The 19,919-nt window shown below is 66.1% G+C and carries 20 protein-coding genes; 9 read left to right on the top strand and 11 right to left on the bottom strand.

The window, feature by feature from the left end; translation table 11 throughout:
- Positions 1–18: 18 nt before the first annotated feature.
- Together ABZ942_RS18105 and ABZ942_RS18110 are read left to right on the top strand one after the other, a co-directional pair.
- A complete protein-coding gene (locus tag ABZ942_RS18105; protein ID WP_357383308.1) occupies positions 19–1,257 on the top strand; it encodes a hypothetical protein in 1,239 nt (412 codons plus the stop codon).
- Positions 1,254–1,718 carry a hypothetical protein gene (locus tag ABZ942_RS18110; RefSeq protein ID WP_357383310.1) on the top strand — a complete coding sequence of 155 codons (465 nt, stop codon included), beginning with the start codon at positions 1,254–1,256 and terminating at the stop codon, positions 1,716–1,718. Before ABZ942_RS18105 ends, ABZ942_RS18110 begins: the two co-directional genes overlap by 4 nt.
- 48 nt (positions 1,719–1,766) lie before the next feature.
- Here ABZ942_RS18110 and ABZ942_RS18115 read toward each other — a convergent pair whose 3' ends face one another.
- The 3 genes from ABZ942_RS18115 to ABZ942_RS18125 form a co-directional block, all read right to left on the bottom strand.
- Positions 1,767–2,312 (bottom strand): EF-hand domain-containing protein, encoded by a 546-nt coding sequence (locus ABZ942_RS18115; RefSeq protein WP_357383312.1) that lies wholly within the window; start codon positions 2,310–2,312, stop codon positions 1,767–1,769.
- 263 nt (positions 2,313–2,575) lie between these two features.
- Positions 2,576–2,965 (bottom strand): nuclear transport factor 2 family protein, encoded by a 390-nt coding sequence (locus ABZ942_RS18120; RefSeq protein ID WP_357384543.1) that lies wholly within the window; start codon positions 2,963–2,965, stop codon positions 2,576–2,578.
- A gap of 13 nt (positions 2,966–2,978) precedes the next feature.
- Complete coding sequence (locus tag ABZ942_RS18125; RefSeq protein ID WP_357383314.1) at positions 2,979–4,373, bottom strand: AMP-binding protein; 1,395 nt, start codon at positions 4,371–4,373, stop codon at positions 2,979–2,981.
- Positions 4,374–4,597: 224 nt separating this feature from the next.
- Between ABZ942_RS18125 and ABZ942_RS18130 the strand changes: the two genes are divergently transcribed.
- The gene (locus ABZ942_RS18130) at positions 4,598–4,726 is read left to right on the top strand and encodes a hypothetical protein (RefSeq protein WP_357383316.1); all 129 of its coding nucleotides are present in this window, start codon (positions 4,598–4,600) and stop codon (positions 4,724–4,726) included.
- A gap of 60 nt (positions 4,727–4,786) precedes the next feature.
- On the opposite strand, the gene ABZ942_RS18135 is transcribed toward ABZ942_RS18130, so the two are convergent.
- Positions 4,787–5,380 carry a TetR family transcriptional regulator gene (locus tag ABZ942_RS18135; RefSeq protein WP_357383318.1) on the bottom strand — a complete coding sequence of 198 codons (594 nt, stop codon included), beginning with the start codon at positions 5,378–5,380 and terminating at the stop codon, positions 4,787–4,789.
- Positions 5,381–5,507: 127 nt separating this feature from the next.
- On the opposite strand from ABZ942_RS18135, the gene ABZ942_RS18140 reads away from it, so the two are divergent.
- From ABZ942_RS18140 to ABZ942_RS18165, 6 genes are all read left to right on the top strand, one after another.
- On the top strand, positions 5,508–6,056 hold the full coding sequence (locus ABZ942_RS18140) for a hypothetical protein (RefSeq protein WP_357383320.1): 549 nt from the start codon (positions 5,508–5,510) through the stop codon (positions 6,054–6,056).
- Positions 6,057–6,067: 11 nt separating this feature from the next.
- The gene (locus ABZ942_RS18145) at positions 6,068–7,033 is read left to right on the top strand and encodes an alpha/beta hydrolase (RefSeq protein WP_357383322.1); all 966 of its coding nucleotides are present in this window, start codon (positions 6,068–6,070) and stop codon (positions 7,031–7,033) included.
- A gap of 51 nt (positions 7,034–7,084) precedes the next feature.
- On the top strand, positions 7,085–7,849 hold the full coding sequence (locus ABZ942_RS18150; protein ID WP_357383324.1) for a class I SAM-dependent methyltransferase: 765 nt from the start codon (positions 7,085–7,087) through the stop codon (positions 7,847–7,849).
- Positions 7,850–8,010: 161 nt separating this feature from the next.
- The gene (locus ABZ942_RS18155) at positions 8,011–9,318 is read left to right on the top strand and encodes an aldehyde dehydrogenase family protein (protein ID WP_357383326.1); all 1,308 of its coding nucleotides are present in this window, start codon (positions 8,011–8,013) and stop codon (positions 9,316–9,318) included.
- A 177-nt stretch (positions 9,319–9,495) separates the two neighbouring features.
- Positions 9,496–11,685 (top strand): aminotransferase class III-fold pyridoxal phosphate-dependent enzyme, encoded by a 2,190-nt coding sequence (locus ABZ942_RS18160; RefSeq protein ID WP_357383328.1) that lies wholly within the window; start codon positions 9,496–9,498, stop codon positions 11,683–11,685.
- A 270-nt stretch (positions 11,686–11,955) separates the two neighbouring features.
- Positions 11,956–12,729 carry a response regulator transcription factor gene (locus tag ABZ942_RS18165; RefSeq protein WP_357383330.1) on the top strand — a complete coding sequence of 258 codons (774 nt, stop codon included), beginning with the start codon at positions 11,956–11,958 and terminating at the stop codon, positions 12,727–12,729.
- Here ABZ942_RS18165 and fabG read toward each other — a convergent pair.
- From fabG to ABZ942_RS18200, 7 genes are read right to left on the bottom strand one after another with little or no spacing between them, the layout of a single operon-like run.
- Positions 12,675–13,379, bottom strand: a complete 705-nt coding sequence (gene fabG / locus ABZ942_RS18170) for a 3-oxoacyl-ACP reductase FabG (protein ID WP_357383332.1) — start codon at positions 13,377–13,379, stop codon at positions 12,675–12,677. The two genes, ABZ942_RS18165 and fabG, sit on opposite strands and share 55 nt — an antisense overlap.
- Positions 13,380–13,412: 33 nt before the next feature.
- The gene (locus ABZ942_RS18175) at positions 13,413–15,767 is read right to left on the bottom strand and encodes an FtsX-like permease family protein (protein WP_357383334.1); all 2,355 of its coding nucleotides are present in this window, start codon (positions 15,765–15,767) and stop codon (positions 13,413–13,415) included.
- Positions 15,764–16,531, bottom strand: a complete 768-nt coding sequence (locus ABZ942_RS18180) for an ABC transporter ATP-binding protein (protein WP_357383336.1) — start codon at positions 16,529–16,531, stop codon at positions 15,764–15,766. The genes ABZ942_RS18175 and ABZ942_RS18180 overlap by 4 nt, the downstream gene beginning before the upstream one ends.
- Before the next feature lie 3 nt (positions 16,532–16,534).
- On the bottom strand, positions 16,535–17,362 hold the full coding sequence (locus ABZ942_RS18185) for a methyltransferase domain-containing protein (RefSeq protein WP_357383338.1): 828 nt from the start codon (positions 17,360–17,362) through the stop codon (positions 16,535–16,537).
- A 23-nt stretch (positions 17,363–17,385) separates the two neighbouring features.
- A complete protein-coding gene (locus tag ABZ942_RS18190; RefSeq protein ID WP_357383340.1) occupies positions 17,386–18,144 on the bottom strand; it encodes an SDR family oxidoreductase in 759 nt (252 codons plus the stop codon).
- 6 nt (positions 18,145–18,150) lie between these two features.
- Positions 18,151–19,446, bottom strand: coding sequence for a beta-ketoacyl synthase N-terminal-like domain-containing protein (locus ABZ942_RS18195; protein WP_357383342.1), 1,296 nt, complete (start codon positions 19,444–19,446; stop codon positions 18,151–18,153).
- Entirely contained in the window at positions 19,443–19,919 is a 477-nt protein-coding gene (locus ABZ942_RS18200; protein ID WP_357383344.1) for a 3-hydroxyacyl-ACP dehydratase FabZ family protein, read from the bottom strand. The genes ABZ942_RS18195 and ABZ942_RS18200 overlap by 4 nt, the downstream gene beginning before the upstream one ends.

The following is a 19,919-nucleotide window of genomic DNA, read 5'->3' on the forward strand; positions in this document are numbered from 1 at the left end:
GGGATAGGGCAGAAGTAGATGGGTGAACAGTTCGAGGCGACACCGTCGGAAATCGCCGGACTGAGCAAATTGATGACCGACATCGGCCGGGACGCATGGCACGCGTCCGAGTTCATCCAAAAGGAGGGGCCGCCCGCGGAGTGGGTCAGCGCGATCATCATCGATGACTTGCTCGATCCGTTGAAGTCATTCGCGGAGCTGACCCGGCAGCGCATGCTGAGCATCGGCACGGTGACCGCCGATACCGCCCTCGAACTGAACAACGCGGCCTGGCTTTACCACGACAAGGACCGGCAGACCTATGAGGCGCTGAACCGGCACAAAGCCAACCTGCTGGCCACCGGCGATCAGTCGGTACCGGTCTACTCCGACAAGGAGGCGGTCGGCGCGACGAGTCCCTACGAGTCGGCTGCGCAGTATCCGAAGCCGGAGGAGGTGAAACTCGATGCGCCGTCTGGCAACAAGGAGGAGCTGATCGCACTGATCGGGGATGTGGCGCCGCCGCTCGGCGCCGTCAACGACACCGTGAAACGCCTTACCAAGAGCGTCGGCAGGGAGTACGACCCGCTCGGCGAGGCGTTGAAGCCGATTCCCGGAAACTGGACCGAGATTCGGCGAATCGGTGAGGCCTACAAGATCGCCGGCGAGGCGATGGAGAACTGCGGGAAGAATCTCGAGTCGGGCGTCAAACGCCTCGACCCGCATTGGAACGGTAAGGCCGCGCTGTCGTTCAACGACTGGGCGAGCCGGCAGGTCGCGGCGATGCAGTGGGAAGGTCCGACCGGGCGGATCCTCGGCGAGGCGCTCGGGAAGGTCTCCGACGAGATCCGTGACGCGGTCCGCTCAGTGCTGAAGTGGCTGTGGGAATTGCTCGAGAGTCAGGTCAAGATCGACGGCATCACGGATGCATTCAAGTTTGCGTTCAAGAAGATTCCGGTGGTCGGTTGGACCGCCCAAATCACTGAACTGGCCATTAAATTGGCAAAAATCGTGAGTGACGCGCTGACCCTGGTCGATAAGATCCAGAAGCTCGTCGACGCGACCAAGAAGTTCCTCGAGGTCATCAAAGATCCGGCGAAAGCCGCGCAGGACAAGGCCGATCAGAAGTTCGAGGAGCTCGTCGAGCCGTTCGCCAAGGGCGTCAAGGCCGCCGACATCCTGAACGATGCGCGCAAGGCAGCCGACCTCAGCCAGACCAACAACCGGCCCACCGACTACGACGTCGGCTCCGGCACGCAGCCATGGGACAACGCATGAGGCCGCTGCGCGGTTCCGGCCCCGACCCGAACGTCGATCCGGCGGTCGAGGCCGCCTACCGCGGATTGATGGACGCGGTCGACGATCTGCGGACGGTGCGGATTCGGCTGGACAACTTCGATCTGCAAGCCTTTCTCGACGAGCCGACCGAGATCGACGAAGAATTCATGCGACTGTTGGCGGCGCGACCGGGGGCATCGCCGGAACTTGTCGCCTTTGCGATCCGGGTGCAGAACGGCGAGTGCCGATGGCCCGACATCGAGGCGCTCGCACGGCCGTGGCCGCCCGAGCTCGCGGAGCTGCGGACCTCGGACCGGTTCATTTGGAAGTGGACCCCGGAAACCCCTGTGACGCAGCCTGATTCGCATATTTCTGCACGCGCTGATCCGTCGGTGGTCGGCCCATCCGACTGGCCCGACGATTTCGACGATTACCCCGGACGGAAGTCCTGGCTGGTCTGACATTTCCTTGCCCCGGCAGGGTAACTGCCGGGGCCGGAAGTGAAACCGTCAGCGAGGCGGTTCCAAAAGCCAGTTGCCCGGCGCGTTTTCGTCGTCGCTGAGGTAGAACTCGGTGATGGCGGTGCGGAATTCGGCGTAGCTGAGGGAACCGTCGCCGTCGCGGTCCAGGCGGCGGAAGGCGTCGCTGGAGTGAGCGGGGTCGATGCCGAGGCTGTCGTACATGCGGACGTACTCGTCGAAGCTGAGGGTGCCGTCGTTGTTGGTGTCGACGATGCGCATGAAGGCGTCGGCTATGGCCAGTACTGCGGTTTCGAAGTTTTCCGGGGTGGTGACGCTCGATTGCATGACGGTGCTGAATTCTTGGCGGTCGAGCTTACCGTCGCCGTCGCTGTCGCCGCCGGCCAGGAGCAGGCTCCACCATTTGTCGAAGGCGTCATGTAGTGCCTTCGCGTTTTCCGGGGCCTCGCCGCCGGGCAAGGCGGTGAAGAGGATGGCCATCTGGTGGAAGTCGGATTCGGAGAGGTAGCCGTCTTTGCCTTGGTCGAACCAGTCGAAAAGGGTGCTGAACTTCTGATTCTTCGCACGATCTGCCATGGAAATGTCCTTGTCGCTGACCGAGGTTCATCGGTCGTGGATCGTCAGGTGTGTAGCAGCGGGGCCGAGCCTGAGCGGGCGCGGACACCCGTTGTGGGGCCCGATTGTCGGAAATCGAACCCCACCGAAGAACAATTCCCATTGTCGCTTGAATCGACTGTGCTGGTGGCGCTTTCGCACGGCGAACCGGCGAGCAATCATAAACCGAACGCTCGCAACGGATATCGGCGTCGAAGGTCACCGTCGAACAGTGCGGCTCGCTGTCAGGCCGGTTGGAAAGTGGCCTCGACTTGCGCGGTGTCTTCGGTGCCGCGGAAGTAGACGATATGGTCGTCGTGGAAGGTGAATTGGTGGTGCAGGTCCATGGTTACCTGACGGCCGGTGGCTCGGTTGGTGGCGTGGAAATGGACGACGGTGAGGACGTCGGAGTCGGTGACGGCGTAGCGGACCGGGGTGAAGTCTTTGACCTCGAGTGTTTCGGCGAGTTGCTGCAGGTACGACGCGACGGCGTCCTTGCCGTGGCGGATGCCGTACCAGGGGGCCACGGTGGAGGTGGTTTCGCTGGCCCAGTCGATGTCGTCGCCGAGGGTGGCCAGCAGGCCGGGCACGTCACCTTGGACGAAGGCTGCGTAGAGGGTCTTGACCGTCTGGATGTGGGACTCCGCGTCAGATGGCGCGCATCGCCTGCTGGTCGGGTTTGCCTTGTTCGGTCAGTGGGAGGTGGTCGGCGAGGGTGACGGTGAGGGGCACGTCGAGAGCTGCGGATACGTCGGCGGCCAGTTTCGTCGGATCCACGGTAGCTTCGGGTTCGGGCACGACGACGGCGCAAAACCCTTCTGTACCAGGGAAAGTCGATGCGAGGCGAACTTCAGGGAATTGGTAGAGCAGGTTTTCGACCTGGGCGGGGAAGACACCATTGATCAGGTCGCGGCGGCGGCCGAGGATGTGCAGGTAGCCGTTGTCGTCGAGGAAGCCGACGTCGCCGGTGTTGAGCCAGCCGTCGGCGATGGTCGCATCGAGGTCGGGGCGGCGCCAGTAGCCGACGGCGACGCCTGGTCCGGCCACGGCGATATCGCCGGATGTTCCGTCCATGTTGGTGAAGCGTATTCGGCTGTCGGGCAACGGTTTGCCGGCGGTATCAGCCAGTTCGAAGGTGTATTCGGCGGGGTCGAGGATGGCGATGAGTCCGGTTTCGCTACTGCCGTAGCCGTGGCAGAGGATCGGGCCCAGTCGTTTCAGCGCGGTGCGGCGGGCGGCGGCGGGGGCGGACGCGCCCAGGTGTAGGAGGCGTCGCATGCTGGATATGTCATAGCTGGCGAGCTCGGGATGCGTTGCGAGAGCGAACAGTTGGGGTTCGACCAGGAATAGGTTCGTAATGCGATGCTGTTCGATCGCGGTGAGGACGACGGCGGGGTCGAAGGGAGTGGGGGAGTCCAGCAGGACGACCTGGCCGCCGGCCACTAGTGCGCTGTCGACGAGGGTCTGTGCCAGGTAGGCGAGCGGCGTGACGACCAGCAGCCGCGGTCGCGGCTCGCGCACCGTGCCGACGAATGAGCTGTGGTCGGCGTAGGTGTGGCAGCTGCCTTTCGGGGTGCCGGTGGTGCCGCCGCTGAACACGATGAAGCACAGATCGTCGGGCGAGGCCTGGCCGTGGATCGGCGTGGCGGGCATGGACTCCGCGAGGGCGAGCAGATCGACGCAGCCGGGGGCCGGGCCGAGACTGTAGGCGCCCGGTCGGGCGAAGCGCGGCGCGGTGACCAGCAGGTCCGCCCCGGTGAACGTGACGAGCTCATCGGTCGCGTGGGTCGGGAAGACCGCACCGCACGCCCCGAGCAGGTGGGTCGCCATGCGCACCGCGATGACCTCGGGGCTGTTCGCGGCGTGGATCGCCACCAGGCGACCGGCGGACACTCCGGCGGCACGCAGGGCGCCGGCCAGCCGATAGACGAGCTCGGCCAGTTCGGCCCCGGTCAGGGCGCGTTCGTCGTGGACGAGGGCGACGTCGTCTCGCCTGGCCAACGACTCGACCGCGCGATCTGCTTGGGACCGGAATCCGTCCATCGAGAGCTCCTCCGCGTCGGAACCTTATTCGTACCGTACCGACTGGTCTGAAACATGATTCCAGCGGCCGGTCGGCGCGCCGCGGCCTACCTCGCCGAGTGCGGGTTCTGGTGAAGGGCTCGAATCGCGAATGGACTGCTAGCCAACGGCTTTCGGCAGCAACGTCGAATGTCGCCTGCGTGTAGTGCGGCCAGCTCTCAGGCTGGTTGGAAGGTGGCACCCTCGTGCACAGCACCATGTCCTGGGATGGTGACCCGGTCCGGGCCGACCTCGACAATCAGCGTGACGGGGTGGCCAACTCGATGCATGGGTGGCTCGAAAAGCTGCGCGAGACAGCGGAATCGGCGGCCTGAGTCGGCGTTGATCGGATGAACGAGCCGGCGGTACGAGTGCGTACCGCCGGCTGAATCCAGTCAGGGGGTGGCGCCGACCATGCGGAGGGCGAGGGTGGCGTAGTGGTCGGCGATGGCCTCGGGGGTGAAGCGTCCGTTGTCGCGGAACCAGCGCGCGACGTCGATGCCGAGGGAGAGTATCGCGACGGAGGTCATGTCGAGGTTGTCTGCGTGGAAGACGCCGCTTGCGTTGCCGGCGTGCAGGACCCCGCGAACCATGGTGAGTGCCTCGCGCCGGATCGTGAGGATCTGCGCGCGATGTTCCGGGGCCAGTGAGGCGAGTTCGTAGCTGACGATGCGCGCGAGCGTGTGGTTCACCGCGTAGTCGCGAACGAAGCTGCGGACCAGCCCGGTGAGCTGCTGTACCGGGTCGTCGGTCGCCGCGATCTGCTCGGCGAACGCGCGTGCTGTGCGTTGGTGGCCCTCGAGCGCGATCAGGTAGAGCAGGTCTTCCTTCGACTTGTGGTGCACGTACACCGCCGCCGGGCTCATTCCCGCGCCCGCGGCGATATCGCGGGTGGTCGTGCCGTGGAAGCCCTTGACTCCGAAGGTTTCGATCGCGGAGGCGAGCAGGCGGTCCTTGGGATTGGCCGAGGGGTGTGTGGTGTCGGTCATAGGCCTCCTTTGTTGACGAGTATGGCAACTCTATAGCAAACTAAGCAAGCGCTTAGAGGTAAGCAATCGCTTAGTCGCTGTATTCCGTTTCGGCAGGTCGCTCCACTCTCGAGAAGAGGACGGACTGATGAACGAAGACGAGTTCGCGCGATACGTAGAGCTGTACAACTCCGGTAACTATCGCGACGTGGTGGACGGCTACTACCACGAGAATGTTCGGATCGACATCTACGGCGTGAACTTCACCCGTGGCGCGTCGGACACCCTGCACTGGTTGCAGAACACTCATGTCGGCCTGCTGGAGATCATGATCGTCGATGGCCTCCGGGTCAGTGCGAACGGTCGCGATATCTACGCGCGGGTCCGGGAGACCTTGGTGGCGCTCGAGACCGTGAAACGGTTGGCCTCCGGGCCGTTGGTTCCTGGTCAGGTCAGAACGACCAGCTTTGCCGCGCACTACGTCGTGGTGGACGGCAAGTTCACCCACGTCACCCTCGACGTCCCGAGAAGTCCGTTGCCGCAGGCCGATCGACCGAACGGTGTGCCGGCGAGAGCTCGCGACGTTCGGCCTGCGCCGGTGGTTACGCCGATTATCGGGTGCGACGACGAACGTTTGATGCCCGGTCCGGATCAATGGATCACCGGCACGCAACCCGAACGCTCCTATCTGAACTGAAGGGGACCGTCATGCCACTGGATCCAGCCATTGAAATCCTCGTCAAGCAGATGGAAGCCGTGCCGAAGCCGGCCAGGGAACTGACCATCGCCGAGAAGCGGGCCCGCAATGCGCTACTCGCGCTTGCCATGTCGCCGAATCCGCCGCTGCGGGTCAGCTCGATCGGCGACGACAATCTGGCCGGTGTGCCGGTGCGGGTCTATCGGCCGAAAACAACCGGACGGGTGCCGACCGTCGCCTATTTCCATGGTGGCGCTTTCGTTTACGGCGATCTGGACACCCACGATGAGATCGCTCGTCGGCTGTGCCGGGACCTGGACGCGGTGGTCGTCAGCGCCGGCTATCGGCTCGCCCCGGAGTACCGCTATCCCGCCGCGCATGACGACTGCCTGGCGGTGACTCGATGGATCGCCGACCACATCGATGAGTACGGTGGCGCGAATCTAGCAGTGGCCGGGGACAGTTCGGGGGCGAACCTGGCGGCCGGGGTGGCCCTCGGCTTTCGAGATGAGGGCAGACCGCTGGCCGGACAGCTGCTCGCCTATCCCAATCTCGATCTGTCCCACCGCATCAACTACCCGTCGTACAACATCTACGTGACCGGTGATGTGATGGCGGCGGGCGAAGCCGCCGACTTCGCCGAGCTCTATCTCTCCAGTGATCCCACCGCCTGCGATCGCGCACCCGCCTCGCCGCTGTTGGCGACGGACTTCACCGACCTCGCCCCCGCCGTGATCGCGACCGCCGAGTTCGACCCGGTGCACGACGAATGCCTCGCCTACGCGCACGCCCTCACCACCGCGGGCGTACCGGTTACCACACTGGTCTACCCCGGCCTCATTCACGGATTCCTCAATCTGGAGGCCGTGTCCCCGGCCGCCGCCGGTGCCGTCGGCGAAGTGTTCGGTGCGTTCGCGGCGCTGATCAATAATACTGTGGTTCAAGAGAATCCGCGCGATCGGAGTGCCGTGGCATAGTGCCGCGGGCCGGATTCGCCGAATAGCATTCGCACAGAACAGGAGACACCCATGTCCGTGTTCGACACGCTCGGCGATGTCTATCAGCGTTCCGCGACAGAGCTGCCGTTCCGGGAACACCTGGAGCGCTACTCGATGCATCGAGTCGTGGGCGACGTGACCGGGCTCGAGGTGCTCGACCTCGGCTGCGGGTCAGGTCTCTATGCTCGCCGCTACGCCGAGGCGGGCGCCGCATCGGTTGCGGGCGTGGATATTTCGGAGGGAATGCTGGCCACTGCGCGGGCGGAATCGAGTGCAGGCCCGGCGACTGTCGAGTACTTTCTCCGCGATGCCGCGCATCCGGCCGCCGCGGCTGATCCCCTCCTGGACAGCCGGTTCGACCTCGTCACCGCCGTGTACGTACTGTGCTACGCGACCACGCCGACCGAACTCGCCGGGTTCTTCGCGACCGCGCGCCAGGCGCTGCGCGACCCCGGCGGCCGAATCGTCGCCATGACGTTGAACCCGGACTATGGGCTCGGCCGCGACTACTTCGCACACTACGGATTCACCATCACGCAGGACACCGACGGCGAAGGTGCACCGGTCACAATGAGCGGGGCGATGCCGAATGGTGCGCAGTTCAGCGTGACCGCACACTGGTGGTCCCGCCAAGCGTATGAAATCGCGGCGAGGGCAAGCGGATTCGTCAACATGCGATGGACGGTCCCTACTGTGTCGGCGGCAGGTGTCGCCGAGTACGGCGAGGACTATTGGGCCGCTTGCCGCGCCGCACCACACGCGCTGATCCTCGAAGGTGAGGCGGATGCGGACTGACGGGGCCCGGCGATAGTCGATCAATACCAACGTTATATAGACCGGATCACCGAGGCCTTGGCACACTGATGGCGACTTGTTCGGCTCATTTCTCCATCGAGGTTCGCTCGGCGACCGTCGATCGCGTGCGGCGTCCGGGTGTCCGAAAGGAAGCCGCATCCATGAACCCGACCGATCTGGTGGCCCGTCTTCGCGTCCCGGTGCGCGCGGGAACCACCCGGCCACTGGCCTGGCGTACCCACCAACTTCGCCAGCTGCGTGCGTTGTTGACCGAGTGCGGGCCCGATATCGCCGCCGCGTTGTACACCGACCTGCACAAGCCCGAAAAGGAGTGCTACGACTACGAAATCGACTTCGTGGTCCGGGAGATCGACCATCTGCTCAGTCACCTGGAGTCGTGGCTGACTCCCGAATCGGTCCCGACGGCGGGCTACGGATATCCCGACGGGACCACCGCGAGCACTCGATACGACCCGCTGGGCGTGGTGCTGGTCATCGGCACCTGGAACTATCCGGTGCAACTTCTGCTCGCGCCCATCGCGGGCGCGTTGGCGGGCGGCAACACCGTGGTGGCCAAGCCGAGCGATATCGCGCAGGCGACCTCGGCGCTGTTGGCTCGGCTGCTGCCGCGCTACTTCGACGCCGACACCCTGGTTGTGGTCGAGGGTGGCGTGGCCGAGACGACCGCGCTGCTCGCCCAACGGTTCGACCATATCTTCTTCACCGGTGGCGGCACCGTCGGTCGCATTGTGATGGCCGCCGCCGCCGAGCATCTCACGCCGGTCACCCTCGAACTCGGCGGCAAGTCCCCGGCGTTCGTCGACCGCGCCGCCGACCTCACCGAAATTGCTACCCGATTGGCCGCCGCCAAGTTCTCCAACGCCGGACAGACCTGTGTCGCACCCGATTACGTGCTCACCGACCCCGAGACCGCCGCCGCGCTGGAAGCAGCATTGCCCTCGGCCATCTCGACACGGTTCGGCTCAGATCCCGGGACATCGCCGCACTACGGCCGGATCGTCAGCCAACGCCACTTCGATCGCCTTGTCGCACTGCTGGATTCCGGCCGCCTGGTCGCCGGCGGCACGCACGACCGCGCCCAGAACTACATCGCACCAACGGTATTGACCGACGTCGCCCCGGATTCCCCGGTCATGCAACAGGAAATCTTCGGACCGATCCTGCCCATCGTCCTCGTCGAAGACCTCACCCACGCCATCGAATTCATCAACGACCGCGACAAACCCCTGGCCCTCTACGCCTTCACCGACTCCGGCACCACCCGAGAACGCCTGACCACCGAAACAACCTCCGGCGGAATCTCGTTCGGCCTCCCCATGGCTCAACTCCGCGACGCCGACCTCCCCTTCGGCGGCGTCGGCGCCAGCGGTATGGGCCAGTATCACGGGCGGTATTCCCTGGAAACGTTCAGCCACAAGAAGGCAATCCTGGATGTGCCGCTCGGCTGAGCTCGATGCTGCCGAGCGAAATGGTGCTGCTCCGACAAGCGTTGATATTCATATCAGCGTTCGACCGATGATCAGCCGGTGATTCCGGCGCTATCCTGGCGTGACTCGAGCATGCCCCGGATAAGGGGTCGGCGGCTTTCGGCCACACTTCGCTCGAGTTCAGCAAGGAGCGTGGCAATGCCGATCGAGGTGGCTCCGGAAGACTCGCGGTGGGCGCGGCCGAAAATTCCGGCCGCACTTTTCGGTAACCAGGACCGGGTCCGTGCGATATTGGCCGAACGGGTCGCGGTGAAGTCGCCGAACATGGTGCTGGCGAGTACCTATGTTCCGCCGGATGGTGCTGTTGCGGCATATCTGCTCCATCGGATGTTCAGCCGCGGCGATTCCACCGGAACCGCATGGCATTCGGTGTTCGTGAATTCCGGCGTCGAGGCCCTCGGCACGGTGCTGAAGTACCTGCGCAACCGGCATAATCGCGCTGCCGGCGACGGGGTGTGCCGCATCCTGGTGCTCGACCCGACCGCGACCGCGCGGTATGCGTTCGGGCACGCGGTGCCGGGGCTGCACGCGGTGGTCGCGGACGGCTTGGTGATTGTCGGCGCCATCGAGGAATTTCTGCATCGGGTCGATACGGGCTGGGACTCGTATGTCGTGATCGCCGACGGTCTCGCGCCGGATGACGCGGCCCCGGTGCGCGCCGCGCTCGAGCTCGCCCGCGAGCGCGGCGCCGTGGTGGCCTGGGGTCTGCTCGGCGACGAGAGTGCCCTGGATACGCTACGCGGGTCGGTGGCCGCGGCGGACCTGGTGCTGCTGGGCGAGGTCACGGTCGGCAATGAGATGCCCTGTGGCACTGTCTCGTTCACTCGCGAAATGTTCGCGCTCTGGAACAACACCATGGACAGCATCGCGCACGTGTCGACCTTCGGTGGCAACGGACTGGCCACACAGATGTTGACCGAGACCTTGATCCGCTGGCGGCCGACGGATCGCCACGAGCGTGCGGCGATAGCACGGATTCGGCGCAACAGATTTACGCGCAGTGCGCGCCTGCGCCTGCACAGCAACACCTGGCAGACCCGGGCGATCGATCTGGCGGCCATCAATATGACCTTCGATCAGGCCGATGGCGTCACATATCGGCTCGGCGAGCGCACCTATACCGACCTCGCTTCCGGTACCGGTCCCGCTTTCCGCGGGCACAACGTGCAGTCGCCCGAAGCGATACGGATGGCCGGTACGACCGGCGACGAAACACCCGGGTTGGAAGCCGAGTTGGCGCGACTGACCGGATTGCCGATCATGCTGCCCGCGGTGAGTGGGCAGAGCGCGGTCGACAATGCGATACTCGCCGCACTGTGCTGTCGGCCCGGTCGCGCAACGGTGATCACCTGTCGGGGAAACTATTCCGGCAAAGGCCCGATGTCGCTGGCGGTGAGCCGGACGAGTTCATTCTTCCGCGACCGTGATCAGCATGCCTTCAGTCCGTATCCGATCGACGTGGTCGAGGTCGACATCGACGATATCGACGGGCTGCGACAAGCGCTGCGGCGCGACGACATCGCCCTGGTCTGGCTGGAAGTCGTGCAAGGCTACGACTGTGTCGAGATACCGCAATCGATACTCGATGAAATCGAGGATCAGCGCGCGGCCGCCGGCTTCTTGGTCGGCGTCGACGAGGTATTCACCGGCTTCTGGCGCTGCGATATCGACAACTTCCTGACCTGTACCGGGCGTGGTTTGCGGCCCGATCTGGTCGCGCTGTCCAAGGCACTCAGCGATGCGCTCGTCCCGATCGGGGCGGCGCTGATCTCGGCCGAGGTCTTCGAGCAGATGTCGCGCGCGGCACCGGATATGGCGTATTGGCTGCGCACGCACTACCGCAATGACATGGCGGCCGGGCTCGCCCGGGCGGCGATCGAAGCGGCCGAGCACGACCGGTCAGGGGCGGCCGATATCGAGGCGGCCATGGACGCCATGTTGCGCCGGGCGGTGCGATCACCACTGTTCGCGGAGTATCGGCGGATCGGATTGCTCGGCAGATTGGTGCTTTCGCCGCGCGCGATCGGCGCGCACCCGAGGCCGTCGGTGCAGAATTACGCGGAGGCGGTAGTCGCTCGACTTATCGGAAAACGGTGCGGCGCAATTACTTTGCAAATGCGGATCGCGCCGAGCACGGCAGGCGACGGAGCAGTCGAGTTGATCACGACCATGGCCGAGGTCGGCGAGTTTCTCGAGCACCTGCCGCGCTGGACCGTAGATCGCACGACGCTGAGCTCATTATTGGGAACGGCAGGCCGCGAAATTGCCGCCGCGCTGCTTCGGGTGCGCGAGACGTATGGTGATCGAAAGGATAAGACGCTCGATTGAAATGGTTCCAGCGCGGGCTCGGGTAAATCGACAGTATGCACATGAAGAATCGTTGATTTGCACAATGTATTCCGGATGAAACTGCGAAGTAATGCATCATTGACGTGCTACCCTGGTGAACATTCGCTGGGACCGATAGGAGCGTGAGATGCTTTGTCACGCAATGGAACTGATCAAGCGGAATGGCGTGCGCCGCACGTTCGCGGCGCGATTACCGAACCCGTTACGGCACCGATCCTCGGATCGGTGAGCGAGTGCCGAGGAACGGGCATGTCGGCGCACCGGTCGGTCACCATTCGCCTGGTGGTCTGTGCGGACAGCGCCCTGATGCGTTCGGGTTTGTGCGTGCAATTCGATCGCGAGCCGGATATTGATGTCGTAGACGACGTTGCCGGTGGACACAGCCTGCTCGGCGCGATCAAGGCACATGCACCCGACGTCGTCCTGCTCGTCGGCGCGGTGGAAGGCAAGCATCGTCTCGCGGAGATCGTCGCGGCCTCGAAGGTCATCATGGTGATGACGGAGGAGGATGTGGCCCGCGCCGTCAAGCTCGTGCGGACCGGCGTGCGCGCCCTGTTGTCCTCAGGCTGCTCGCCGTTCGAGCTGCTGTGCGCCATTCGGGTTGTCGCAGTGGGCAATCGGCTGGTGGTTCCACCGCAGATCGTGGGCGGGCTCGACCATGTGGTCGCCTCCAGCGTCACCCGGAACCTGGATATTCAAGTGGCCGGGAGCCTGACTCGCCGCGAGGCGGAGGTGCTCGGACTGCTCGCGCACGGCCGCTCCAACGCGGAAATCGCACGGCAGCTGTCGGTTTCGGCGACGACCGTGCGCAGCCACGTGCATCACGTCTTACAGAAACTAGCGGTCGGCACGCGCGGGCAGGCCGTCGCGGTGGCCTACGAGACCGGATTGATCGCGTTGCTCGACGACAGTGTGGGCACCGGGCAGGCCCGCGCGCCGCAACAGGCCAACGGCGTGCGCCACGGTCGTCAATGGCCCATGCCGAGCCCGCCATCCACCGGAATTACCGCGCCGGTGATGTAATCCGCGTCGTCGCTGGCGAGAAAGCCCACCACCCTGGCGATTTCGGCGGCGCAGGCGATGCGGCCGAGCGGGATCTTCTTGGTCACCTCGGCCCGCCACCGCGGTGTCAGCGAAGCCGTCATGTCGGTGTCCACGAATCCCGGTGCGACCACGTTGACGGTGATGTTGCGGGCGCCGAGTTCGCGCACCAGGGAGCGCGCCAGGCCGATCATGCCCGCCTTGGACGCCGCGTAGTTCGTCTGTCCCGCCGAACCGAGCAGTGCCGTCACCGACGACACCAGGATGATCCGGCCGCGCCGCTGTCGAATCATGGTCTTGGCGGCCCGGTTGATCACCCGGAACGTGCCGACCAGGTTGGTGTCGAGCACGGACGCGAAGTCGGCCTCGGTCATCGACGCCAGCAGCACGTCTTTCGTGATGCCCGCGTTCGCGACCAGCACGTCTACCGGGCCGAGCCGCTGCTCGACGGTGGCGAACGCGAGGTCGACCTGCCGCTGGTCGGTGACATCGCACGGCACACCGAACAATCCGTCGGGTGGCACGCCCGAACGCACCGACACCGCCACCGGTTTGCCACGCTCCGCGAGCTCGCGGGCGATGGCGAGGCCGATGCCGCGGTTGCCGCCGGTGACGAAGGCGGAGTGGTTCATCAGCACACCTCCCGGGTGGGTGAGCACGGCGGCTCAATCGGACCGTTCGCGCATGATCGCGGCCAGGTCGAGGCCGCGAACCGCACGCAGCCCCGGTAGCAGCGACACGGTCGCGACGGCCAGGACCACGAGCGTCGCGATGCCCAGCGTGCTCGGCCGGACGACGAGATCGAGCTGGAACTGGTCGTTGGTGTAGGTGGCCAGGAAGGCGTGACCGCCGAGCACCCCGAGCGCCAGCCCCGGTCCGATGCCGAGCAGCGTGATCAGCAGGTTCTCCCCGGTGATCAGGCGGGCGACCATCCCGGGCGGCATACCGCCCGCACCCAGCACGCCGACCTCGCGGCGACGCTCGACGATGTTGATCGACATGGTGGTGAAGATGATCGCGAAGGCCATTGCGCTGCCCAACGCCAGCATCACGCCGACGAACACGAAGAAGAATCCGGCGTAGCGGTCGATCAGCCGGTTCAGCTCGGCCAGATCCTCGTAGGCCGCGATGCCGGGACGGCCGGACAGCTCGCGCCGGAGCTGATCGGGATCGGTGCCCGGCGCGAGGCGTAGCAGTGCCGAGTCGACCGGCACCGGCGCACCCGCCACTGCGTCGAGCTGTTCGATCGGAAGGTAGGCGAAGGTGCCGATCGGTTCATCGAGCACGCCCGCGATCGGCACCTGAACAGGCTGCACGCCAGGTGCTTTCACCTCGACGGTGGCGCCGGAGCCGACGTGCAGCATGTTCCGGATGCCCTTGCCGACGAGAATGCCGCCGTCGGACCGGGACACAGTGGAACCGGCGACGGGGCGAAGTCCGTGCATCGTGGTGTCGCGCGGCAAAGCGATGAGTGCGGTCGAATAGGTATGTCCGCCTGCGGATATGGTGACCGGCAGCTGCACCATGGGTTCGGCGGCTACCACTGCCTCGGCGCTGGTCAGCTCGGCCAGCCGGGCCTGATCGACCGGCGTGGTGAAATCGACTCGCGCGTCGGCGGTTTGCACCTGATGGAAGGACACGTCCAATGCCGAGGCCATGGTGTCGAGCATCGTCCAGGAGGTGAGGATGACCAGCAGCGACAAGGTGGTGCCGAGTACCGTGCTCCAGGTGCGGCGCGGACTGCGGCCGATATTGCGCAGCACGAGCAGCCACCGCGCCGGAAGTCGGCGTAGCGCCGGAATCACCTTTTCCAGCAGGCTGATTCGGCCGGAACCGAGTGGTGCGGGCCCGCGCATGGCCGCCGCCGGCGGGGTGCGGAACGCGAGTAGCGCCGGTGCGAGTGCGCCGAGTGCGCCCGCCGCGACGCCGAAGGTCAACCCGGCGACGATGGTGATCGGCAAGACCTCGACGACCGCCGCCGACGCCGGTAGGTCGATCGCCCGGAGGTAGACACTGCTCAGGGCGCCGGATCCGGCCGGCCCGAGCAGGATTCCGCCGAGCGACCCGGCGAGCCCGGCCACGATGCCGTACTGCAGGTAGTGCCACAGGATCGTCGCGCGGTCCATCCCGCCGGCCAGCAGCAGACCGATCACCGGACGTTCGGTCCGGACGCGCCGGTTCAGCAGGATGTAGGCGACCAGTCCGGCGACGCTCAGGAACAGCAGCGGAAACAGGTAGGCCAGGCGGCCGAAGGCGTCGATGTCCATGCGCAGCAACCAGTTCGATGGTTGATCGGCGCGGTCGAGTATCTCCTGCGCCCCGTGGCTGTTCGCGATATCCCGAATCCGGTCCACCGCTGGGCCCGGCGTTCCGGCGAACCGCATCAGGGCTTGGTCGGTCGCGTCCGGCGTGACCGCGGTGGCCAATGGCTCGGCCGCGAAGATCACGCCGAAGTTGTCGGCCAGTGGGAACATGTCCAGTCGGCTGCGGGCCGGCCAGAGATACTCGGCCGAGGACACCACGCCCGCGATCGGCACGTCGTGCCAGCCGTCGGGGCCGAGTACCGAGAGTGTTGCGCCAGTGCGCAATCCGAAGTGGTCGGCCATGTGGTGCTCGACCAGTACCTCGTTCGCGGCCGGATAGTGTCCGGACAGGATGGTAGGTGCGTTGATATCGGGTGGGTGGTCCGGCGGAATGCCGACAATCCGACCGCGTAGCTTGTCCGCGCCGACGCGTAGCGATATGTCGGCCTGCCTGCGCACGATGGCGTCCGCGACGCCGGGCACGGTGCGGGCCTCGGCCGCGATGGCGATCGAATCACCGCCGCTCACCCAGACATCGGCGAACCGTTGCGTCTCGAACGTTCCGGTATAGGAGGCGGTCAGGTTCCGGTACGCGCCATAGGACGCGGTGAACAGTGCCACCCCGAGCACGATGATCATCGTCTGCGCGGCGAACTGTGGCCATTGGGTTTGGATGTCGCGCAACAGTTTCCGGCGCAACGTGGGGTGCCGATTCACCAGGAGACCTCGCTTGCCGCCAGCGGTGTGCTGTGCTGCACGTCGTCGACGATGTCACCGGAGCGCATGCGCAATACTCGGTCGGCGATGGCCGCGATGGCTTGGTTGTGGGTGACGAGCACGACGGCGCGATCGTCGCGGTGACACAGTCGCTGCAGCAGCGTCAATACGGTGCGCCCGGTGTCCAGATCCAGTGCGCCCGTTGGCTCGTCGCACAGCATCAGCCGTGGCCGGTTCACCAGCGCCCGCGCGATCGCGACCCGCTGCTGCTGGCCACCGGACAGCTCGGCCGGAAAGCGGTTCGCGCACTCGGCCAGTCCGACCTCGGCAAGTACCCGCTCGACCCGGAAACGGACCGCGCCGCCGGTCAATTCGGCGAGTACGGCGATGTTTTCGTAGGCGGTGAGGGTCGGCACGAGGTTGAAGAACTGGTAGACGAAGCTCAGCGATTCCCGGCGCAGCGCGGCCATCCCCTTCGCATCCAGGCCGGTGAGTGCACGGCCGTCGACGCTGATCGAACCGGTGGTCGGGGCTTCGATTCCGCCGACTACGTTCAGCAGCGTGGTCTTGCCCGATCCCGAAGGGCCGAGTACCACCAGCAATTCTCCGGCCGCGATGGTCAGGTCGAATCGGGCCAGTGCGTGCACAGCGGTGTCCCCACTACCGAACGTCTTCGAAACACCCTGCAGCACAGCAAGTGCGGAAATGTTGGGGATGGTGGTGGTGTCGTGCTCGCGCCGTGCTCGGCCTGCGGAGTGGAACATCGGCTACCCGGGCCTGCGGGTGGCGAGCAGCCGGACCTGTCCGAGTCGGCCCGCCGATCCCTGCTCGCCGAGTGTGTCGAAGAAGGCCAGGCCATCATCGAAGAGCGTGTCGCCCAGCACCTCTCGCCCCTCGGTCTCGAACAGCCGATACGACTCGGCCCAACGTCGGTTGATCGCGACGAACGTCGCGGTGCTGTCCTGGATTTCGATGTCGACGAAACCGGCGTGTGCCAGTAGTCGCCGATACCCGGATGGCGTCTGGGGGAACAGGCGGCCATAGACGGACAAGGCGCGCAACGTGTCCGGGTCGCGCGGGAACGGACCGGTCAGCACCTCGTCGGTGCAGACAAGGCGCCCGCCGGGTTTCAGCACTCTGGCGCATTCGGCGATGACCCGATGCCGATCGGGCACGATGACGAGGCTGTCCACGCTCACCACCGCGTCGAATGTTCCAGTTGGGTAAGGCAGTTCGCGGGCGTCGCCATGATCGAATCGGATCGGCGGATCGACGGCGGTCGCGGCGCGCCGGGCAATGGCTATCGCAGGCTCGGAGTAGTCGAGGCCGGTCATCGAGCAGCCGGTGCTCTCGGCCAGGTAGCGGGCGATTCCGCCGGTGCCGCAACAGAGATCGAGGCCGGCCTTGCGCGGTGCCAATGCGGTGGCCCGCACCAGCCCGCGCAGCTGATCCCTGGTCGTCCAGCTGAGCTGGCCGACGTAGCCGCCCCAGTCCCGCCAGAGATAGGCCATCATCGCCTGACCGGCGGGGGTGAGCGTGATCTGACGGTGGGTCAGGTCGTAGATCTCCCGTGTTTGCTCGATCACGGTACGCACGCCGAACTCCTTCTCGTCGTTGGTTATCCGGACGTCAGGCAGGCGCCACCGTCGACCACGATGGTCTGGCCCCTGATCCAGCTCGCGTCGTCGGTGCACAGGAACGCGACGACCTTGGCGAGATCCTCGGGCCGCCCGATCCGCCGCATCGGACCGGCCGCGGCGGCCTGCCGCAGCCACTCCTGCGCACCGGCGAGCGCCCGGACCGACTCGGTCTCGATGAGCCCGCCGCAGACGGTGTTCACGTTGACACCGGGGGCGAGCTCCACGGCCAGGTACCGGCCCATCGATTCGATCGCCGCCTTGCACACGCCGAGGCCGCCGTAGCTGGGGAGGTAGCGGCGGCTGCCCATGCTCGACAGCAGCACGATGGCGCCGCGCCCGTCCGGCATCAACTCGTACGCCGCGCGGCAGCCGAACAACGCCGCGGTGATATTCGTGTCGAGGGTGTAGCGCCAGTGCGGGGTCTCCAGTGCGAAGAGCGGTTTCATGATGGCCGATGCGGCGTTGTTGACGTAGAAGTCCACCGCGCCCCACTGTGTTCCGATATCTGCGAAAAGCCGCTTCAGCTGGTCTCTTTCGCCGACGTCGACGCGCAACGCGAGCGCCCGCCTGCCTTTGCGTTCGATCTCTGTGACGACCTCGCGGGCGGCCGAACGCCTGCGCCAGTAGGTCAGGATCACGTCCGAGCCGCGATCGGCGAACTCCAGCGCGATGGCCCGGCCGATGCCCCGGGAACCGCCGGTTACCAGGACGGAGCGTCCCGCGAGATCCTCTGACATGGCACCTCACCTCTCTTCCTGCGGCGCGCCGAGCAGCAACGCGGCGACTTCGGGACCGTCCACGTTCCGGCTGAGCGTGATCACATACCGGGCGCCGAGTGCGCACGGCCGAGCCGAGACGACGTCGATCTCGCGTGCGGCGCTGTCGAGCCGATCGAGGTTGAGCGTCGGCGGGATGACGCCGTCGCGCACGCTCAGGCAGGCGAAAGCCGCCTCGGCGACGTCGGTGGCCGGGCCCATGTGGCCGGTGGCGGCCTTGGTGCCGGTGAGCCGGATCCGGCGTTCGCGCGCAAGGGTTTCCGCGATGCCGCGCAATTCGGATCGGTCGCCTGCCGCGGTGGCGTCGCCGTGTCCGTAGACGAAGCCGACCTGTCCGGGATCGATGTCGGCGTCCGCGACGGCGCGCATGATCGCGCCGCGGACGCCACTGCCCTCGGGGTCGGGGGCGAGCGGTCGCCCGCGATCGGTGGCGGCACCGAAACCGACGATCTCGGCAAGGATGCTCGCGTCGTTGGCGCGGGCCAGGTCGACATCGGCGAGGACGAGCGCGGCGGCGCCTTCCGCGCAGATGTACCCGTCGCGGTCCCGGTCATAGGGCCGGACCGACCGCGCACCGGCCGCACAGGCGGAGGTCAACCCGAATTCGCGCAGTGCGAGACGCGCGAATTCGTCGGCGCCCGCATCGGTTCCGCCGCAGACCGCGACGTCGACCCGCCCGTCTCGCACGGCGCGGAAGGCACGGCCGACGGCACACAGACCCATTGCCGAACCGTCGACCAAAGTGCTGTTCGCGCCGCAGATCTCGTGCCGGATGGTGATCTGGCACAGCGCCGCGTTGGGCAGCCCGGACAGCAGGAAATCCGGCTTGGCGCGGTGCAGGGCGGCGTGGCCGAGTCGTGCGTAGTCGAGGGTGCCGTCCGCGCGCCGCGCGGTGGCCAGTACCGGGGCGAACCGCTCGAGGTAATTCTGCTCGTCCTCGTTCTCGTTGGAGCCGATGTAGATTCCCCGTCGCGGTGCCGCCGCGGCGTGGAACACCGGTCCCGCGTCGGCCACCGCCAGATCGGCCGCGAACACGCCGAGCCGGGACGCTCTGGTCAGCCGTTTGAGATGCTTGCGGTCGGCGGGTGCGACCGCGTACTCGGTATCGTCGACCGCGCCGAAATAGCCGAACTCCGGCGGGCTTTCGCGATCCCGGCGACGTAATCCGGTCTCGGCGGCCAGAATTCGCCGCCATTGCCCGCGATAGTCGGTGCCGAGGCAGGACAGTATGCCCGCACCGACCACGGCGACGCGGCGCCTCATTGGCCGTTCACCTTCGCGCCGTTGAGCCGCAACACCTGATAGTGCCGCCGGGTACTTTCCGGATCCTCGAACTCCGCGAGCGGGTAACTGCGGCAGCGGAAGGTCGCGGTGGCGATCTTGCGCCCGTGTGCCTGCGCGGTACCGCGGAAGTCGAGCTCGGCCGGCGGGATCGGCGCGACACCGCCGTCGAGGCTGTCCACCTCGATGGTCAGTCGATCACCCGGCACCGCGAAATCGATGAACTTGCTGTGCTGCACCGCGCTCAGCACGACGGTCGTGTGGAAGTCGCTGCCGGTGATCACCAGCCAGCGCGCGAGCTGGGTCATCGCCTCCAGGACCAGCACGCCGGGCAGCACCGGCTGCTGCGGAAAGTGATCGGCGAAGTAGTCTTCGCTCATCGCGGCATTCTTCACGCCGACGGCTCGGCGTCCGCCGGCCAGCTCGGTGATCGCGTCAACCATGAGGAACCGCAC

This window comes from Nocardia sp. NPDC046473 (genome assembly GCF_040645995.1).
In the GTDB taxonomy this organism is placed as follows: Bacteria; Actinomycetota; Actinomycetes; order Mycobacteriales; family Mycobacteriaceae; genus Nocardia.

What these genes read in the sequence shown, in the direction of transcription:
- ABZ942_RS18165 (WP_357383330.1), top strand. Translation starts at nt 11,956, where the DNA reads ATGTCGGCGCACCGGTCGGTCACCATTCGCCTGGTGGTCTGTGCGGAC.
- ABZ942_RS18160 (WP_357383328.1), top strand. Translation starts at nt 9,496, where the DNA reads ATGCCGATCGAGGTGGCTCCGGAAGACTCGCGGTGGGCGCGGCCGAAA.
- ABZ942_RS18190 (WP_357383340.1), bottom strand. Translation starts at nt 18,144, where the DNA reads ATGTCAGAGGATCTCGCGGGACGCTCCGTCCTGGTAACCGGCGGTTCC.
- ABZ942_RS18135 (WP_357383318.1), bottom strand. Translation starts at nt 5,380, where the DNA reads ATGACCGACACCACACACCCCTCGGCCAATCCCAAGGACCGCCTGCTC.
- ABZ942_RS18125 (WP_357383314.1), bottom strand. Translation starts at nt 4,373, where the DNA reads ATGGACGGATTCCGGTCCCAAGCAGATCGCGCGGTCGAGTCGTTGGCC.
- ABZ942_RS18105 (WP_357383308.1), top strand. Translation starts at nt 19, where the DNA reads ATGGGTGAACAGTTCGAGGCGACACCGTCGGAAATCGCCGGACTGAGC.
- ABZ942_RS18155 (WP_357383326.1), top strand. Translation starts at nt 8,011, where the DNA reads ATGAACCCGACCGATCTGGTGGCCCGTCTTCGCGTCCCGGTGCGCGCG.
- ABZ942_RS18145 (WP_357383322.1), top strand. Translation starts at nt 6,068, where the DNA reads ATGCCACTGGATCCAGCCATTGAAATCCTCGTCAAGCAGATGGAAGCC.
- ABZ942_RS18150 (WP_357383324.1), top strand. Translation starts at nt 7,085, where the DNA reads ATGTCCGTGTTCGACACGCTCGGCGATGTCTATCAGCGTTCCGCGACA.
- ABZ942_RS18180 (WP_357383336.1), bottom strand. Translation starts at nt 16,531, where the DNA reads ATGTTCCACTCCGCAGGCCGAGCACGGCGCGAGCACGACACCACCACC.
- ABZ942_RS18140 (WP_357383320.1), top strand. Translation starts at nt 5,508, where the DNA reads ATGAACGAAGACGAGTTCGCGCGATACGTAGAGCTGTACAACTCCGGT.
- ABZ942_RS18195 (WP_357383342.1), bottom strand. Translation starts at nt 19,446, where the DNA reads ATGAGGCGCCGCGTCGCCGTGGTCGGTGCGGGCATACTGTCCTGCCTC.
- fabG (WP_357383332.1), bottom strand. Translation starts at nt 13,379, where the DNA reads ATGAACCACTCCGCCTTCGTCACCGGCGGCAACCGCGGCATCGGCCTC.
- ABZ942_RS18115 (WP_357383312.1), bottom strand. Translation starts at nt 2,312, where the DNA reads ATGGCAGATCGTGCGAAGAATCAGAAGTTCAGCACCCTTTTCGACTGG.
- ABZ942_RS18110 (WP_357383310.1), top strand. Translation starts at nt 1,254, where the DNA reads ATGAGGCCGCTGCGCGGTTCCGGCCCCGACCCGAACGTCGATCCGGCG.